Below are 15,169 nucleotides of genomic sequence, written 5' to 3'. Positions count from 1 at the left end.
GGTATCTAGGAGTGTTTATATGTCAAAATTTGAAATCGGTACTGTTACAAAAGGTAAAGTAACAGGAATTCAACCATACGGTGCATTCGTTGCATTAAATGAAGAAACTCAAGGATTAGTTCATATCTCAGAAGTAAAACATGGCTTCGTTAAAGATATTAACGAACATTTATCAGTAGGAGACGAAGTAAACGTTAAAGTTTTATCTGTTGATGAGTCAACTGGTAAAATTGGTTTATCTATTCGTGCAACTGAGCCAGCTCCAGAAAAAACTGAAGCTTCTGCACCTAAAAAACCTGCTAAAAAGCGTCAAGGTCAAGCAACAGTTCATACTGAATCTACTCAAGGATTCAACACATTAAAAGAAAAATTAGAAGAGTGGATTGAGCAATCAAACCGCGAAGATCTAATTAAGAAATAAGAAAAAAAGAAGGATAGCTGAGCTATCCTTCTTTTTTAATGTTCCGTTCTAGGTTCTGTACGCTCTACTTCAGCAGAAGGTTTAAATAATAGACCTAAGTTAATCAGTCCTGCGATTCCAACCAATCCATAAATAATGCGGGAGAAAGCAGATGTTTGACCGCCGAAGATTGCTGCTACTAAATCAAATTGAAAAAAGCCAATAAGTCCCCAGTTAATTGCTCCAATAATCGTTAATACGAGCGCAATACGTTGAATACCACTCATGATGAACCCTCCTTGTTTTGTAGTTCACTTATTAGCCTGCTTTTTTTAGAGGGAAATATGCATATTTGCTTTTGGAAGATACAGACAAATAAACGTTCATTTGGATGGGGTGAGCATCTAGCCAACAGGGAATAATCTTTAGGAAGTCAATTTTCTTTACAATCAAAAAGTTGTTCTTCATAATGATGCATGTAATCAAGCTCGTAAGGAGGAGTTTATAGTGAACAATTTTACATTTTATAACCCTACAAAATTAATTTTTGGTAAAGGTCAATTAGAGCAATTAAAAACAGAAGCAAGTCGCTTTGGTAAAAAGATATTATTAGTATACGGCGGAGGAAGCGTAAAACGCAGCGGTTTATACGATCAAGTAATGGATGTACTGAATGACATGAATGCAGAGGTACATGAGTTAGCGGGAGTAGAGCCGAATCCTCGTCTGACAACTGTTCGAAAAGGAATCGATATTTGTAAAGAAAACGGTATTGAATTTTTACTTGCAGTAGGTGGAGGAAGCGTAATCGATTGTACAAAAGCAATCGCAGCAGGCGCAAAATATGATGGAGACGTATGGGACATCATTAACCGCGACGTATTCGCAGCTGAAGCTCTTCCATTTGGAACAGTGCTAACATTAGCGGCAACAGGTTCAGAAATGAATGCTGGTTCTGTTATTACAAATTGGGAAACACAAGAAAAATACGGCTGGGGCAGCCCGGCAACATTCCCTCAATTCTCTATTTTAGATCCCGTTAATACATTTACTGTACCAAAAAATCAAACAGTTTATGGCATGGTCGACATGATGAGCCACGTATTTGAACAGTATTTCCATGCTGCAACAAATACGCCGCTTCAAGATCGCATGTGTGAAGGAGTACTGCAAACGGTTATTGAAACGGGACCAAAATTATTAAACGACTTAGAGAACTACGAGTTACGTGAAACGATTTTATACAATGGGACAATCGCATTAAACGGTATGTTACAAATGGGACACCAAGGCGATTGGGCTACTCATAATATTGAGCATGCGGTATCAGCTGTATATGACATTCCTCATGCGGGTGGACTCGCAATTTTATTCCCGAACTGGATGAAACACGTAATGGATGAGAACGTAGATCGCTTCAAGCAAGTAGCTGTACGCGTATTTAACGTAGATACGGAAGGCAAGACGGATAAAGAAGTAGCACTTGAAGGTGTTGATAAGCTTCGTGAATTCTGGTCAAGCCTAGGTGCACCAACTCGCTTAGCAGATTATGATATTGGTGAAGACAAATTAGATCTTATGGCTGATCGTGCGATGGCTAAAGGTGAATTTGGTAAATTTAAAAAATTAAACAAAGAAGATGTACTAGCAATCCTACGCGCTTCTTTATAAGATTTTCGATAAAAAACGCCGTGCAAACCGCACGGCGTTTTTTTCTATTCATGATGGGTAAGCTTTTTCTGCTGTTTGGTTTTCAAATCATCCCGAACGGTTTTATCAGAAAGGGGAACTCTGCTGTAATAAGCCGCTCTTCCTAGTAAATGTCCAGCAATAGGAGAGGTGATAAACACAAAGACAATCGCTAAAATTAACCGTGCACTAATATGGCCAGTGTCAATCCAAAAGTAGAGTAAGCAGCCCACTAATATAAACAGGACGCCTAAGGTAGCACTTTTGGAGGCAGCGTGACTTCTTGTATACGTATCAGGCAAGCGAATAAGCCCAATCATGGTCACCACTGTCAGAAGAGACCCTATTAGTACCAAAGCTCCTACAATGATTTCACTAATCACGTTCATATTCAATCACTTCTCCTTTCTCTAAAAACTTAGAAAAAGCAACGGTACCTACAAAGGCTATGATGCCTAGCAGTAAAATGACTTCGAAAAAAGCCTGGGTTCGAAAGATAATCGAGATGATGGCCGTGATAGCAATGATGTTAATTCCAATAGCATCAAGGGCCATTGCTCGATCAGCGGTTGACGGACCTTTTACCACTCGGTAAACAAACCCAATAGTTGAAGCAGAAATGAGAATGAGCGAAACGTTTAAAAAAATATCGAGCATTTAACGACTCACCTCCATAATAGCTTTTTCGAATGTTTGCTGAATATCTGTAATAATGTCATCAATATCGTCTGTATTGATTGCATGAATATAGATAGTAGAATTATCATCTGATACATCCATTACTAGTGTGCCTGGCGTTAGCGTAATTAAAAGAGAAAGAATGGTAATTTCCCATTCACTCTCCAGACGGGTTGGCATTGCAAAGATGGCTGGCTGAATATTTAATTTAGGGCGCAATACGTCTTTAGTAACTGCAATATTGGCTTTGAATAATTCTCGTATGAAAATAAACAGCAGCTTAATGATCGCATACACTTTATGCAAGTAAAAACGTCTGTGAAAAAAACGGCGGAAAACAAACAGCAGTACCGCTCCCCAGAAAAATCCTATAATAAAAGAAGGTAGTGTCCAAATCCCTCTCAAAAACATCCATGTGAATGCAATGATTACGTTTAATAATAGTTGAAATGACATGCAGATCTACTCCTTTAACACCGATTGGATATAAATTGAAGGATCCATAAGCGTTTGAGCGGCTGTCGACACATAAGGAATAACAGCTTCTGCACCTAGTCCTAAAAAGACAGAAACAGCAAGTAAGATAGCGGATGGGTATAGAATACCTTTAAGAGATACTTTTTCATGCTCAGAAGAAAGCGTAGGTTCACCCCAGAAGCAGCTCATGAAAATCTTAATGGCAGAATATAAAACGAGCAGGCTTGAAGCTAGTAAAACTCCTACAAACGTGTAGCTCTCTGATTCTAAACCGCCTTGAACTAAAAGGAATTTTCCAATAAAGCCGCTTAGGGGAGGAATTCCTGCCAACGAAATAGTAGCGATAAAAAACATCCAGCCAAGCAGCGGATAGTCTTTAATTAACCCGCCCATTTTCTTTAATTTTGTTGTTCCAGTTATTCGAATGATGCTTCCAGCAAGAAGGAAGAGAGCTGCTTTAATAATCATGTCGTGAATTAAATAATAAATGGCTCCTTCAAAACCTGCTTTTGTTGTTAAAGTTACACCGTAGACAATGACTCCGACAGCAATAATAATGTTATAAATTAAAATTTTATTCACATCTGAATAAGCAATGGCGCCTACTGCACCAACAACGATAGTCAAAAGCGCAACGTAACCGATAATTTGATGAGTGAATTCAGGATGGTGATAAAACAGTAAAGTGAAAGTCCTGAAAATAGAGTAAACTCCTACTTTTGTTAGCAACGCACCAAATAATCCGATAATAACGGGTGGAGGTGCACTGTACGAACCTGGAAGCCAGAAATACATTGGAAATAAAGCTGCTTTTAATGCAAATACAATAAATAAAAGCATGCCAATGGTTGTTAAAATTCCCGGCTGGTTAGCCTCTGCAATTCGTTGCGAAAGGTCTGCCATGTTGAGAGTTCCTGTTACGGCGTACAAATAAGCAACAGCAATTACAAACAAAGCGGATGAAATGACATTGACTAAAATATACTTAAGAGACTCTCGAAGCTGTGCTTTTGTACCCCCAATTACAATAAGAGCGTATGAAGACATAAGCATGACTTCAAAAAAGACAAATAAGTTAAAGATATCACCTGTCAAGAAGGCGCCAAATACGCCTACTAATAAAAACTGCACAAATGAATAAAAGTAAAAGCGTTCACGTCTCTCGCCAATTGTATGAAAAGCAAAAAGAACGCAGCATAGTGTTACGATACTAGCAGTAAGTACGAGAAGGGAAGCGAACATGTCCGCTACTAGAATAATTCCAAAAGGAGGTTTCCAGTTCCCTAGCTCGTGAGTTAAAACTCCTTTTGATTGAACCAACTGTACTAAATAGGCAGCAAAAGCAGTGGTGGTGATTAATGATAAAACACTGATTATCCTTTGAAGTTTAATATTGTCTTTGAAAAAAATGAGCACAACACCTACAACAAACGGGATAAGCAGTGGGATGATTACAAAATTACTCGTCATGTTCATTTCCCCTTAACTTGTCCATATCGTCTGTTCCGAGTTCTTGATAAGCCCTGTACGCTAGTACAAGGAAAAAAGAAGTGACGCCAAAGCTTATGACAATGGCAGTTAAAATTAGAGCTTGAGGTAAAGGATCTGTATAAGAAGAAGCCTTTTCTCCCAGAAGGGGAACACTCCCCCCTTTTAATCCGCCCATCGTTAAAATTAACAGGTGAACACCGTGGCTTAATAAGCCTGTTCCAATAATAATTCGCAGTAAACTGCGGGATAACATGAGATATACAGCGGCAGTGAATAGAATCCCTGCCACTATGGACATTAATATTTCCACTATTCACTCTCTCCAATCGTTTGAATAATGGTCATCGTAACACCAACAACTACTAGATATACACCTAGATCAAACAGTACAACGGTAGCTAAAGATGTTTTCCCGAGAAGGGGAAGGTTAAAGTAGCTATATGTGTGAGTTAGAAATGGGACTTTGAAAATAAATGACCCAAGCCCGGTTAAAATAGCTAGCAGCAGTCCGGAAGCCGCGACCTTCTTATAATCAAATGGGATGACTTTCGATACGGTTTTTATATCGAAAGCCAGCAGTAGTAATACAAGAGCTGCTGAGGTAGTAAGTCCTCCAACAAACCCTCCCCCCGGTGTATAATGACCTGCAAAGAAAAGATGAATGGCAAAAATGATAATAATAAACGTGACTACTTTCGTTGTGGTTTGTAGTATCAAATCATTTTTTTTCACTCTTCTTCCTCCTTTGTTAACCGAAGACGAATCATGCCATAGATAGCAAGAGCTGCTATACAAAGTACGGTAATTTCAAATAATGTATCAAATCCGCGGAAGTCAACAAGGATTACGTTCACCATGTTTTCGCCGCCTGCTTTTTCATAGCTGTTTTCAATAAAGTAATGTGAAATCGATTCAAATAGTTTCGTACTGTTTGCTGATATGCCAAGCAGTGTAACAGTCGTTCCAACAAGAAGAGCAACCAGTAAGTTTGGCAGCTGAAACTTCACCCTTACTTTTCGCTTCCGAAACTCGGGCAAGTAGTAGAAACATAGTAAAAATAGGGATACGGATACAGTTTCAATCACTAATTGAGTCAAAGCTAAGTCAGGAGCTCGGAATAATACGAAAAATAAAGAGAGCGTATACCCGACAACTCCTAGAGAAATAATGGCTGTGAGGCGTGATTTTGCTAATAAAGTTGTAATAGTAGCTGCAACCATTACGACTGCTAATATGGCCTCATAAACGCCTATAGAAGCAGTATCTTTTAAATCAATCGCAAAGGCATTCTGAGAAAAGAGCGTCACGAGAAGTAAAATGCCTATGAAAGTAAAAATGATTAAAAGATAGTCTCTAATAAATCCTGTCATTAATGTTTTCATGATACGTGTTGACCCTTTTTCCATCCCTTTAATTCCATAATTATAGCCGTTATTAAGCGTTAAAGAAGAAGGGAATCGTGGGTAGATTTTTAACCACTTTTGAATCGTCATAAAGAACAAAACACCAAATATGATGACCCCTAGCGTCATAAATAATTCTAGCGTAAAGCCGTGCCAAAATTTAATATGCACTTGATATTCTTTACCTTCAGCTAGCAGGCTAGGTGCGATAGAGGCCATTGTTGGCTCAATAAGGGTTGATTCTAATAAGTTAGGAGCAAAGCCGAAAATAACAACCAGTGATGCTAAAATAACAGGTGAAATAAGCATGCCTACTGGTGCTTCATGCGGCTTCTTCTCTAGTTTTTCGGGCTGGTATTTGCCTGTAAAGGTTTTAAAGACAAAAATCATACTATAGACGAAAGTGAAAATACTTCCTAACCAAGCGATGACAGGCAGCAAAATTCCCCACGTCTGCATGCTATACATATCCATTTTTGTCACGTTTACCATACCTGTAAAAAACATCTCTTTACTTAAGAATCCATTAAAAGGAGGAAGACCCGCCATTGAAAATCCCCCGATGATAGCAATGGTAAATGTCACAGGCATGAAGCTCATTAACCCGCCTAACTTTCTAATGTCACGCGTGCCTGTTTCATGATCGACAATCCCTACTACCATAAACAAACTGCCTTTGAAGGTAGCGTGGTTAATCAAATGGAAAACCGCTGCAGTAAGAGCTACTAAGTAGATATTATCGTCTAAAAAATCATAGTGAAGAGCTGCGCTACCTACTCCTATAAGTGACATAATCATCCCGAGCTGACTAATGGTTGAAAAAGCTAAAATCCCTTTCAGATCTTGCTGCTTTACTGCTGAAAATGAGCCCCAAAACAGTGTAATTAGTCCTGTAATTGAAATAGCAAAAAACCAAGTGGCGCTTATAGCAAAAACAGGGCTGAGTCTTGCTAAAAGATAAATTCCCGCTTTTACCATTGTGGCTGAATGAAGGTATGCACTCACTGGGGTTGGAGCTTCCATTGCATCTGGCAGCCAAATATGAAAAGGAAACTGAGCAGATTTTGTAAAGGCCCCTAATAAAATGAGGACTAGAGCTGGAATGAATAGATGACTTGATGTGACTACATCTACGTTTGAGATAATTTCGCGTATGCTGAAAGTACCTGTCATGACGTATAAAAGCATAATTCCTGCTAATAGGGAAAGTCCTCCGAATACGGTAATAAGCATAGATTTTAAGGCTCCGTATTGAGATTTCTCCCGTTTGTACCAATAACCAATCAATAAAAAAGATGAAAGGCTTGTTAATTCCCAAAAGCTATACAGGCTCATTAGATTGTCTGATAATACAACTCCTAGCATAGACCCCATAAAAAGAAGCAAATAGACATAAAACGAATGCAGCGCTTCTTTTGTCTTAGAAAGATAATAAATGGAGTAAAGAATAACAAGTGTCCCAATTCCGGTGATTAACAGAGAGAATAGAAGACCGAGTCCATCCACGTAAGCATCAAAGTTAATACCCAGACTAGGTATCCATTTCATTGAATGTAGGTAGTTTTCCCCTTTAGAAACACCACTGATATATTGTGTGAAATAAATGAACAACACAAGTGGAAGAGGCAAAACGAACCACCCTGTATGAATACGCTGGAATTTCCTATACAGAAGCGGGACAAAAAAGGCTAATAAAAAAGGCGATAAAATCACCAAGTGCAACCACGACAAAAGACAAACCTCCTTGTGATATTCAATTCTGTAACCGATTATATAATAATTTAATTATGCATGCATCCATGCTAATTCTTAGTATCAGCAGAATTTTCAAGGCTTATTAAATAAATAGAAACTCGTCACAAAATCCATAAAAAAAACATAAAAAAATTTTTTTCGACGTATAAAAATCATGCGAAATTGTCACTCTAAGAGTGAGGTGATGGAAATGTATAGGAAACAAATAGCCATCAGTTTTCTCATTTTTACTGCACTATGTATGAGTGGATTTGTGCTAAATAATCACTTGGAAATGAAAGAAGAAAACAGGATGCTGCTCACTTCTAAAAACGAAGCTGGAAATTCCATATCAATAGACTCTTCCCTTTTAAAAGCCTCTTATAAACCGAGACAATATGTGAAGATAGGTGAAATGAACTATATTGCACCACCCAATAAGCAAATAAAAAACGATTGAAGACCACTCCTTAGTCGTTTTTTATTTGCTTATTATTTGCGTAATCGTGCATGAATTACGTCCTGTAATCAAAGAACATTAGTTGACTTCACAACTGAATTTATCGTTAAATAAAAGGGTACATACAATGATTGCAGTTTCAACAAACTATAATGATTGTGTCAAATTGTAAGTGGATTCACTTGAATTCAGCTAACAGTTTCGATAAAGTGAAAAATAAAGATATTTTAATGGAGGAACAGACTATGACACATGTTCGTTTTGATTATTCAAACGCGTTATCATTTTTTGGTGAACATGAACTTACATACTTACGTGATGCCGTGAAAGTAGCTCACCATTCAATTCATGAGAAAACAGGTGCTGGAAACGACTTTTTAGGATGGGTCGACCTTCCTACGGAGTATGACAAAGAAGAATTTGCACGCATTCAAAAAAGTGCAGAAAAAATTAAATCTGATTCAGATGTATTAATTGTTATCGGTATTGGAGGATCTTACCTAGGTGCTCGTGCTGCTATTGAAATGCTTCAGCATTCATTCTATAACACATTATCAAAAGAACAGCGTAAAACTCCGCAAGTTATTTTTGCTGGTAACAACATCAGCTCAACATACATGAAAGACTTAATGGATGTTTTACAAGATAAAGATTTCTCTATTAATGTTATTTCAAAATCTGGTACAACAACAGAACCGGCGATTGCTTTCCGTATCTTCCGTAAATTATTAGAAGAGAAATACGGCAAAGAAGAAGCACGCAAGCGTATTTATGCAACAACAGATAAAGCGCGCGGCGCATTAAAAACATTAGCGGACGAAGAAGGCTATGAAACATTTGTTATTCCAGATGATGTAGGCGGCCGTTATTCAGTATTAACAGCGGTTGGCTTATTACCAATTGCCGCTGCGGGTCTTGATATCGAACAAATGATGAAAGGGGCAGCTGATGCTCAAGAAGCATTCTCATCATCAGAGCTAGAAGAGAACCCAGCTTATCAATATGCTGTAGCTCGTAATGTGCTTTATAATAAAGGAAAAACAATTGAAATGCTGATTAACTATGAGCCAGCTCTTCAATACTTTGCTGAGTGGTGGAAACAGTTATTTGGCGAAAGTGAAGGAAAAGACCAAAAAGGTATTTACCCTTCATCTGCTAACTTCTCAACGGATCTTCATTCTTTAGGTCAATATGTACAAGAAGGTCGCCGTGATATTTTTGAAACAATTGTACAAGTTCAAGATTCTCGTCATGAGCTAACAATTGAAGAAGATGCAGCGGACTTAGATGGATTAAATTACTTAGCTGGTGAAACAGTTGACTTTGTAAATAAAAAAGCGTTCCAAGGTACAATGCTTGCTCACACAGATGGAGGCGTTCCAAACTTAGTTGTGAACATTCCTGCGCTAGATGAGTATACGTTCGGATATGTTGTATATTTCTTCGAAAAAGCATGTGCAATCAGCGGCTATTTATTAGGCGTAAACCCATTCGATCAGCCGGGAGTAGAAGCATACAAAGTAAATATGTTTGCTCTTCTTGGAAAACCTGGTTTTGAAGAGAAAAAAGCAGAATTAGAAAAGCGTTTGAAATAAGTAAAAAGAGGGCGGTACAAAAGTATTTTAGCCCAAGTGAAAAACGAACCATTGATCAACATGTTTGATTAGTGGTTCGTTTTTTTTGTTATGGTGAATATAGTTTCATCTGTTTAGGTCCTTCTAGCAGTTGATTGGAGGGCAAGGCGGAGACTCCTGCGGGAAAAGCGCAAGCGACGAGGGGGCTCAGCGCCCGCCCGCGGAAAGCGAAGCCTTGCATGGACATCACGGTGTCACAAGCGATTTATACGAGCTACTTTATCCAGTTTGTTCGTCTTTAGGTTGGATTCATTTAGTTATATCTCAATCTCTTTTTTGCTTTTGAGATAAAGGATAAAACGCTGGAAAAAGGACATGTTAAAACAGAGGAGGGATAACATGATTGAATTATCTTCAAGATTAGAGGGCACATTATTCAAGCTTTATGAATTAGAAAAAACGCTTAAGCCGCTTGGGTATAACATTGGAGGGAATTGGGATTATGACCATGGTTCATTCGACTATAAGATGAATGATGAAGTCGGCTATCAATTTTTACGTATCCCGTTTACAGCTACGAATGGAGAGCTGGATTCTAAAGGAACAACCGTACAGATTGGCACGCCATTTTTACTTTCACATAAATATCAAATTGGTCTAGATGACGATGTTCACAATGGAAATGTGAGTGCTTCATTTAATCAGTTTGCAGAACCCCAAGACGCAGACGCTTCATTTCCAGAAAAGTATATCAGCTTAGGAGAAGAGCTAATTAGAGAGGCAGAAGATGCGCTGCTTCAGTAATTGAAGGAACTATTCTTTTTTTAAACTCTCTACTTTTTTCACAAAAATATGTTCGTACATGACTTGACTAATCAACTCGTTTGTTTTAATCATTTCATTCACCCCCAAATTTTGTGCATTTTGAATATGCTTTTTTGTTAACAGTTCAACGATGCTGTAAATAGAAGGGTTCAATCCTTGCAGAGCGACTAACGTAACAATCGTATTCATGTCTGCATATTCTTCTGTCTTATGTTGATCGGCAGTAATCAGCACTTTTTTTGCGTACCGAGCGTTGGCAAGTTCTAATACTTCATAATGAGAGGGACTTCCTTTAATAAAATGAACGCGATCACAAATCATGGGATTTTTAGTCAGAGAGTCGTCGATAAGAACAATGTCTTCTTTATGAAATGCGTCGCGATAAGACTCTAACACCAGTTTGGCGCGCTCATTCCACCCAACAACGATAAAGTGATCTTTTCCATAAAATTTTAAATTCCCTTCCAAATAAGCGCTCTCAGCGGAAACAGCAATTTTAGAAAGCGTAACAAAATAAGTAGTAATAAATCCCGTTCCGATCAGGACTAAAATAATTGCAGCTAACCTTCCAATCGTAGTGGTCGGAGCAAAATCACCGTACCCTATAGTAGAAATTGTAATAATAACCCACCAAATTCCTTCAAACACATTCCCAAACGTTTGCGGCTCTAGGAAATGTATAAGCATGCCGAAAAGCAGAACAAGGCAGCCGATAATAAAAAGAAGCCGCACTAAAATAGAACGACGAAAAAGTCGAAATAATAGCCATTCCATCATAAAAAAACCTCCAGTGATTAGTCATAACCACAGTATGACCATTTTCTACTGCAGGTATAAGATATCTTTATCTTTTTACTTCGTAATATTCAATCCATTCTTTGTCTGGACCGTAGAAAAATAAGTATCTTGCTCCATTTGGCAAAGTTACAATGTTTTCTTCCACAAATGAAACGCCTGCTGATTTTAAACGCTTAAACTCCTCTTCAATTCCGTCTACTGCCAGGGCAAAATGATGAACTTTACCTTCGTTAGGTAAGCTTGAGTTATACCCTTGAATTAACTCTACGATTACATTGCCTTCTAAACCTAGAAAAGCTAGCTTCAAAGATGGATCGGTATGTGGTAGTGTTTCGATGAGCTCTAATCCCACTTTTTGCGTATAGAACTCAATAGATTCTTCTATATCCTTTACTTGAACGCCTACATGTTCAAATTTTAAAATTGTCATATGCATCACCCGTATCTATAGTATGTAAAAACTATGAAATATATTAAAGAGAAAGGATATAGAAGTCAAGATAGGGCTGCTTATCAGGAAAGGGCTCTTAAATCATATTTTTGCTGGAGTGAATAGGGTAGAGGCTTCCATCAAGAGCAAACGAAATTTTGCCTGTTTCTTCAGATACAACTAAAATTAATGCATCCGATTTTTCCGACATTCCAATGGCTGCACGGTGGCGTGTTCCCAATTTTTTGGTCGTTGAAATAATAGACGAGAGAGGTAAAACATTAGCAGCTGAGATAAGCTGATTATTTCTAATCAAGACGGCTCCGTCATGTAAGGGTGTCCCTGGATAGAACAGCGTCTCAACTAGCGTAGCGCTGACAGGAGCTTGAATAGGGATTCCTTTTTGAATAAGAGAGTCTACATTTTGTTCCCGTTCAATGACAATTAAAGCGCCGTGACGTTTCTCAGAAAGGTTATGAATAGCTAAGGACAGAGCAGCATATTCAAATGTATAAGGCGATAGATAATGACGCAAATAATAAGAGGCAGCCGTAGCTTGAACATCTTGAAATAACTTTCGCATCTCCTCAAAATCACATAGGATACAATGATCACTCGTGTCTAAATGTTTAATTAAATTAGAGGCTTCAGTTGAAATCTGCTGTAAATATGTTCGCACATTATTTTTAATTGTATCGTCTAATTGAAAGGGTTGTCTCTCCATCTTATATAGCTCCTATCTGTCAGTCAGTGTTATCTGTAATGTGTGCTAATGTGGGTGAATTATCCGTAAAGCTTATAAATCCCTTATTAATTTTATAGAGAGGTTTTGTGTTTTATTTAGCAAGAGAATATAAAAAGTTGGAGAAAAAAGAAAGCGTTTTATAAACTGATGCGTTCACATTTGGGTTAAATTTACATATGTTGTTTTAAATAAAAGTATAGATATTTCTGTGAATTTAAAGTATAGTTTTCTTATCGGATATATGATTTTTAATGTTGACAAATATTCTAAATATGCTAAAATTTTTAAAAAATGCTTATCAAGAGTGGTGGAGGGATCTGGCCCGCTGAACCCCGGCAACCTGCTTAGCAAGGTGCTAATTCCAGCAAAGTGTGTATCATTTTGAAAGATAAGGTGAAAATTTATTGCCTACCCAGTCTTTCAATATGGAAGACTTTTTATTTTGATATAGCGCAAGCGATAATTTGAGGAGGGACACCAATGACTGTAACCCCCGACTTAAAACAAATCTTTGAGCATGTTGAAGCAAAGTAAGAATTAAATAGTTTCGCTGACTAGACACACTAGAGGCGGTTTTATCCAATTCTAGTGGGTAAAACCGTCTTTTTTTATTGGATAACGCGGATAACTAAGAATTGGAGTGAAGAAAATGGCAGACTTATATACGTACGAAAACTGGAGTGATACATTTCCAGAGTTCGACAGTGAAGATGAAACAAAAGGAGCCCTTTCAGCATTGCAGTGGGCGTATGATACCTACGGAGATTCAATTATTTACGCATCAAGCTTTGGTATCGAGGGGATCGTGTTAATTGATTTAATTTCAAAAGTGAAAAAAGATGCTGAAATCGTCTTTTTAGATACGGGCGTTCATTTTAAAGAAACATATGAAGTAATTGATGCAATTAAAGAACGCTTTCCTGATTTGCGTATTCGTATGAAAAAACCGGATTTAACGCTTGCAGAACAAGCTGAGAAACATGGAGATGAACTTTGGAAGAGTCAGCCTAACCTATGCTGTCAAATTCGAAAAATCATCCCGCTAAGGGAATCTCTTGCTCCTTATGATGCGTGGATTTCTGGTTTGAGACGCGAGCAGTCTGAATCTCGTGCCAACACGAATTATTTTAATAAAGATGAGAAATTCAAGAAAGTGAAAGTCTGCCCGTTAATTCATTGGTCCTGGAAAGAAGTTTGGCGCTATGTGTATAAGCATGATTTACCATATAACAAACTTCATGATCAAGGCTACCCAAGTATTGGCTGTGAGCCCTGTACCGCACCTGCCTACAATGTAGACGATTTACGTTCAGGAAGATGGGCAGGTACACAAAAAGTTGAATGCGGATTACACGAATCTTAAATACGAAAGAGCTGAATAAATGATGCTTTTATATGTTGCCTTTATCATTGCGCTTTTTTTTGCAATGAATATTGGAGCAAGTGGTGCAGCAGCAGCTATGGGCGTTTCATACGGCTCCGGTGCGATTAAAAAGAAAAGAGTAGCCCTGTTCATCTGTGCTATAGGTATTGTGCTCGGAGCCATTATCGGAGGCGGCGAGGTGGTAAAAACTATCAGTTCAGGTATCATACCTGAAAAATTGCTGTCAGTAGAATTAGTTATTATCATTCTGGCTGCTGCAACGCTGTCACTCTTTTTCGCGAATTTAATTGGTATTCCTCTATCAACAAGTGAAGTAACGGTTGGTTCAGTTGTTGGAGTAGGCGTAGCTTATCAATCTCTGTATGTGGAAAAACTTTTAGTTGTCATGTCTTTTTGGATTATTGTTCCGCTGGTTTCATTTGTCATTGCTTTTTTGATTGGAAAAGTGATAAAACGCAGAGCGCATAAAAAAGAAGCAGAGGGAAAGTGGAAAAGAGTTTTAACGATTTTAGTTATAGCGACGGGATTCTTTGAAGCCTTCTCAGCTGGAATGAATAACGTGGCAAATGCTGTCGGTCCTCTAGTAGGAGCTGGATTAATGGATGCCACAACGGGTGTCATAGCAGGAGGATTGGCAGTGGCGCTCGGAGCTCTTTTACTAGGAGGCCGAGTTATTGAAACAAACGGGAAAAAAATTACTCGCTATTCTGTAGGGGAAGGGTGCATTATCTCGGGTACTGGTGCTTCTCTTGTCACAGTCGCTTCACTGTTTGGTTTGCCAGTACCGCTTACACAGGTCACTACGTCTTCTATTATTGGAATAGGAGCAGCGAAAACGGGATTCACGAAAGAACAGCGCGAAGTGGTCATTCAAATGTTAAAGGTTTGGGTGGTATCCCCTGTATTTTCACTCGTAATCTCATATGTTCTTGTGAAATTAGTACTTGAAAGCGACTTATATTCATTTGTAGTGCTAGCTAGCGGATGTATTGCCACAGCAGGTGTTCTAAGCTTAGCTAGAGCGACTAGAAGAAAAAGAGCAAGCTTGCAGTCGGAAAAAGAAAAAATGACTGCGTGATTC

18 protein-coding genes and 1 riboswitch are annotated in these 15,169 nt (G+C 38.3%); of the genes, 7 read left to right on the top strand and 11 right to left on the bottom strand.

Annotated elements, in window-relative coordinates; all coding sequences use genetic code 11:
• Positions 1-19 precede the first annotated feature (19 nt).
• Positions 20-421 carry a S1 domain-containing post-transcriptional regulator GSP13 gene (gene yugI / locus BG04_RS09775; protein ID WP_013059599.1) on the top strand — a complete coding sequence of 134 codons (402 nt, stop codon included), beginning with the start codon at positions 20-22 and terminating at the stop codon, positions 419-421.
• 35 nt (positions 422-456) lie between these two features.
• On the opposite strand, the gene BG04_RS09770 is transcribed toward yugI, so the two are convergent.
• Complete coding sequence (locus tag BG04_RS09770; RefSeq protein WP_013059598.1) at positions 457-687, bottom strand: DUF378 domain-containing protein; 231 nt, start codon at positions 685-687, stop codon at positions 457-459.
• A gap of 220 nt (positions 688-907) precedes the next feature.
• Between BG04_RS09770 and BG04_RS09765 the strand changes: the two genes are divergently transcribed.
• The gene (locus tag BG04_RS09765) at positions 908-2,071 is read left to right on the top strand and encodes an iron-containing alcohol dehydrogenase (protein WP_013085305.1); all 1,164 of its coding nucleotides are present in this window, start codon (positions 908-910) and stop codon (positions 2,069-2,071) included.
• 44 nt (positions 2,072-2,115) lie between these two features.
• On the opposite strand, the gene mnhG is transcribed toward BG04_RS09765, so the two are convergent.
• Genes mnhG through BG04_RS09730 form a run of 7 tightly spaced genes read right to left on the bottom strand, consistent with a single transcriptional unit; the run spans position 2,116 to position 7,869 of the window.
• The gene (mnhG, locus tag BG04_RS09760; protein WP_016765801.1) at positions 2,116-2,478 is read right to left on the bottom strand and encodes a monovalent cation/H(+) antiporter subunit G; all 363 of its coding nucleotides are present in this window, start codon (positions 2,476-2,478) and stop codon (positions 2,116-2,118) included.
• A complete protein-coding gene (locus BG04_RS09755) occupies positions 2,465-2,746 on the bottom strand; it encodes a Na(+)/H(+) antiporter subunit F1 (RefSeq protein ID WP_034648544.1) in 282 nt (93 codons plus the stop codon). The genes mnhG and BG04_RS09755 overlap by 14 nt, the downstream gene beginning before the upstream one ends.
• Positions 2,747-3,223, bottom strand: coding sequence for a Na+/H+ antiporter subunit E (locus BG04_RS09750; RefSeq protein WP_013059594.1), 477 nt, complete (start codon positions 3,221-3,223; stop codon positions 2,747-2,749).
• Between the two features lie 6 nt (positions 3,224-3,229).
• Positions 3,230-4,714, bottom strand: a complete 1,485-nt coding sequence (locus BG04_RS09745; RefSeq protein WP_034648547.1) for a Na+/H+ antiporter subunit D — start codon at positions 4,712-4,714, stop codon at positions 3,230-3,232.
• The gene (locus BG04_RS09740) at positions 4,704-5,045 is read right to left on the bottom strand and encodes a Na(+)/H(+) antiporter subunit C (protein ID WP_013059592.1); all 342 of its coding nucleotides are present in this window, start codon (positions 5,043-5,045) and stop codon (positions 4,704-4,706) included. Before BG04_RS09740 ends, BG04_RS09745 begins: the two co-directional genes overlap by 11 nt.
• Positions 5,045-5,467 carry a Na(+)/H(+) antiporter subunit B gene (locus tag BG04_RS09735; protein ID WP_013085301.1) on the bottom strand — a complete coding sequence of 141 codons (423 nt, stop codon included), beginning with the start codon at positions 5,465-5,467 and terminating at the stop codon, positions 5,045-5,047. The genes BG04_RS09740 and BG04_RS09735 overlap by 1 nt, the downstream gene beginning before the upstream one ends.
• Positions 5,464-7,869 (bottom strand): Na+/H+ antiporter subunit A, encoded by a 2,406-nt coding sequence (locus BG04_RS09730; RefSeq protein ID WP_034648550.1) that lies wholly within the window; start codon positions 7,867-7,869, stop codon positions 5,464-5,466. The genes BG04_RS09735 and BG04_RS09730 overlap by 4 nt, the downstream gene beginning before the upstream one ends.
• A 214-nt stretch (positions 7,870-8,083) precedes the next feature.
• On the opposite strand from BG04_RS09730, the gene BG04_RS09725 reads away from it, so the two are divergent.
• From BG04_RS09725 to BG04_RS09715, 3 genes are all read left to right on the top strand, one after another.
• The gene (locus BG04_RS09725) at positions 8,084-8,332 is read left to right on the top strand and encodes a hypothetical protein (protein ID WP_100229246.1); all 249 of its coding nucleotides are present in this window, start codon (positions 8,084-8,086) and stop codon (positions 8,330-8,332) included.
• A 245-nt stretch (positions 8,333-8,577) separates the two neighbouring features.
• Positions 8,578-9,927 carry a glucose-6-phosphate isomerase gene (locus BG04_RS09720; protein WP_013059589.1) on the top strand — a complete coding sequence of 450 codons (1,350 nt, stop codon included), beginning with the start codon at positions 8,578-8,580 and terminating at the stop codon, positions 9,925-9,927.
• A 378-nt stretch (positions 9,928-10,305) separates the two neighbouring features.
• Positions 10,306-10,710 (top strand): YugN-like family protein, encoded by a 405-nt coding sequence (locus BG04_RS09715; RefSeq protein ID WP_016765797.1) that lies wholly within the window; start codon positions 10,306-10,308, stop codon positions 10,708-10,710.
• A gap of 9 nt (positions 10,711-10,719) precedes the next feature.
• On the opposite strand, the gene BG04_RS09710 is transcribed toward BG04_RS09715, so the two are convergent.
• The 3 genes from BG04_RS09710 to cdaS all read right to left on the bottom strand — a co-directional run bounded on the left by BG04_RS09710 (position 10,720) and on the right by cdaS (position 12,683).
• Positions 10,720-11,508, bottom strand: a complete 789-nt coding sequence (locus tag BG04_RS09710) for a potassium channel family protein (RefSeq protein WP_013085298.1) — start codon at positions 11,506-11,508, stop codon at positions 10,720-10,722.
• A gap of 67 nt (positions 11,509-11,575) precedes the next feature.
• Positions 11,576-11,959 (bottom strand): VOC family protein, encoded by a 384-nt coding sequence (locus BG04_RS09705; protein ID WP_034648553.1) that lies wholly within the window; start codon positions 11,957-11,959, stop codon positions 11,576-11,578.
• A gap of 97 nt (positions 11,960-12,056) precedes the next feature.
• A complete protein-coding gene (cdaS, locus tag BG04_RS09700) occupies positions 12,057-12,683 on the bottom strand; it encodes a sporulation-specific diadenylate cyclase CdaS (protein WP_016765796.1) in 627 nt (208 codons plus the stop codon).
• Positions 12,684-12,996: 313 nt separating this feature from the next.
• Positions 12,997-13,099: riboswitch (SAM riboswitch) on the top strand.
• A gap of 254 nt (positions 13,100-13,353) precedes the next feature.
• Here cdaS and BG04_RS09695 point away from each other — a divergent pair.
• Both BG04_RS09695 and BG04_RS09690 read left to right on the top strand, forming a co-directional pair.
• A complete protein-coding gene (locus BG04_RS09695; RefSeq protein WP_016765795.1) occupies positions 13,354-14,067 on the top strand; it encodes a phosphoadenylyl-sulfate reductase in 714 nt (237 codons plus the stop codon).
• A 19-nt stretch (positions 14,068-14,086) separates the two neighbouring features.
• Positions 14,087-15,166, top strand: a complete 1,080-nt coding sequence (locus tag BG04_RS09690) for a sulfate permease (RefSeq protein WP_016765794.1) — start codon at positions 14,087-14,089, stop codon at positions 15,164-15,166.
• The last annotated feature ends 3 nt before the right edge of the window (positions 15,167-15,169 follow it).

The organism is Priestia megaterium NBRC 15308 = ATCC 14581, assembly GCF_000832985.1.
Classification (GTDB): Bacteria; Bacillota; Bacilli; order Bacillales; family Bacillaceae_H; genus Priestia; species Priestia megaterium.
Note: the sequence above shows the minus strand (reverse complement) of the source record. Positions and strands in the feature narration are given on the sequence as shown.

Excerpts from the sequence above, each read along its gene's own strand:
- BG04_RS09755 (WP_034648544.1), bottom strand. The coding sequence starts at position 2,746 with ATGCTCGATATTTTTTTAAACGTTTCGCTCATTCTCATTTCTGCTTCA.
- cdaS (WP_016765796.1), bottom strand. The coding sequence starts at position 12,683 with ATGGAGAGACAACCCTTTCAATTAGACGATACAATTAAAAATAATGTG.
- BG04_RS09750 (WP_013059594.1), bottom strand. The coding sequence starts at position 3,223 with ATGTCATTTCAACTATTATTAAACGTAATCATTGCATTCACATGGATG.
- BG04_RS09690 (WP_016765794.1), top strand. The coding sequence starts at position 14,087 with ATGATGCTTTTATATGTTGCCTTTATCATTGCGCTTTTTTTTGCAATG.
- BG04_RS09725 (WP_100229246.1), top strand. The coding sequence starts at position 8,084 with ATGTATAGGAAACAAATAGCCATCAGTTTTCTCATTTTTACTGCACTA.
- BG04_RS09745 (WP_034648547.1), bottom strand. The coding sequence starts at position 4,714 with ATGACGAGTAATTTTGTAATCATCCCACTGCTTATCCCGTTTGTTGTA.
- BG04_RS09715 (WP_016765797.1), top strand. The coding sequence starts at position 10,306 with ATGATTGAATTATCTTCAAGATTAGAGGGCACATTATTCAAGCTTTAT.
- BG04_RS09695 (WP_016765795.1), top strand. The coding sequence starts at position 13,354 with ATGGCAGACTTATATACGTACGAAAACTGGAGTGATACATTTCCAGAG.
- mnhG (WP_016765801.1), bottom strand. The coding sequence starts at position 2,478 with ATGAACGTGATTAGTGAAATCATTGTAGGAGCTTTGGTACTAATAGGG.
- BG04_RS09710 (WP_013085298.1), bottom strand. The coding sequence starts at position 11,508 with ATGATGGAATGGCTATTATTTCGACTTTTTCGTCGTTCTATTTTAGTG.
- BG04_RS09705 (WP_034648553.1), bottom strand. The coding sequence starts at position 11,959 with ATGACAATTTTAAAATTTGAACATGTAGGCGTTCAAGTAAAGGATATA.
- BG04_RS09720 (WP_013059589.1), top strand. The coding sequence starts at position 8,578 with ATGACACATGTTCGTTTTGATTATTCAAACGCGTTATCATTTTTTGGT.
- BG04_RS09770 (WP_013059598.1), bottom strand. The coding sequence starts at position 687 with ATGAGTGGTATTCAACGTATTGCGCTCGTATTAACGATTATTGGAGCA.
- yugI (WP_013059599.1), top strand. The coding sequence starts at position 20 with ATGTCAAAATTTGAAATCGGTACTGTTACAAAAGGTAAAGTAACAGGA.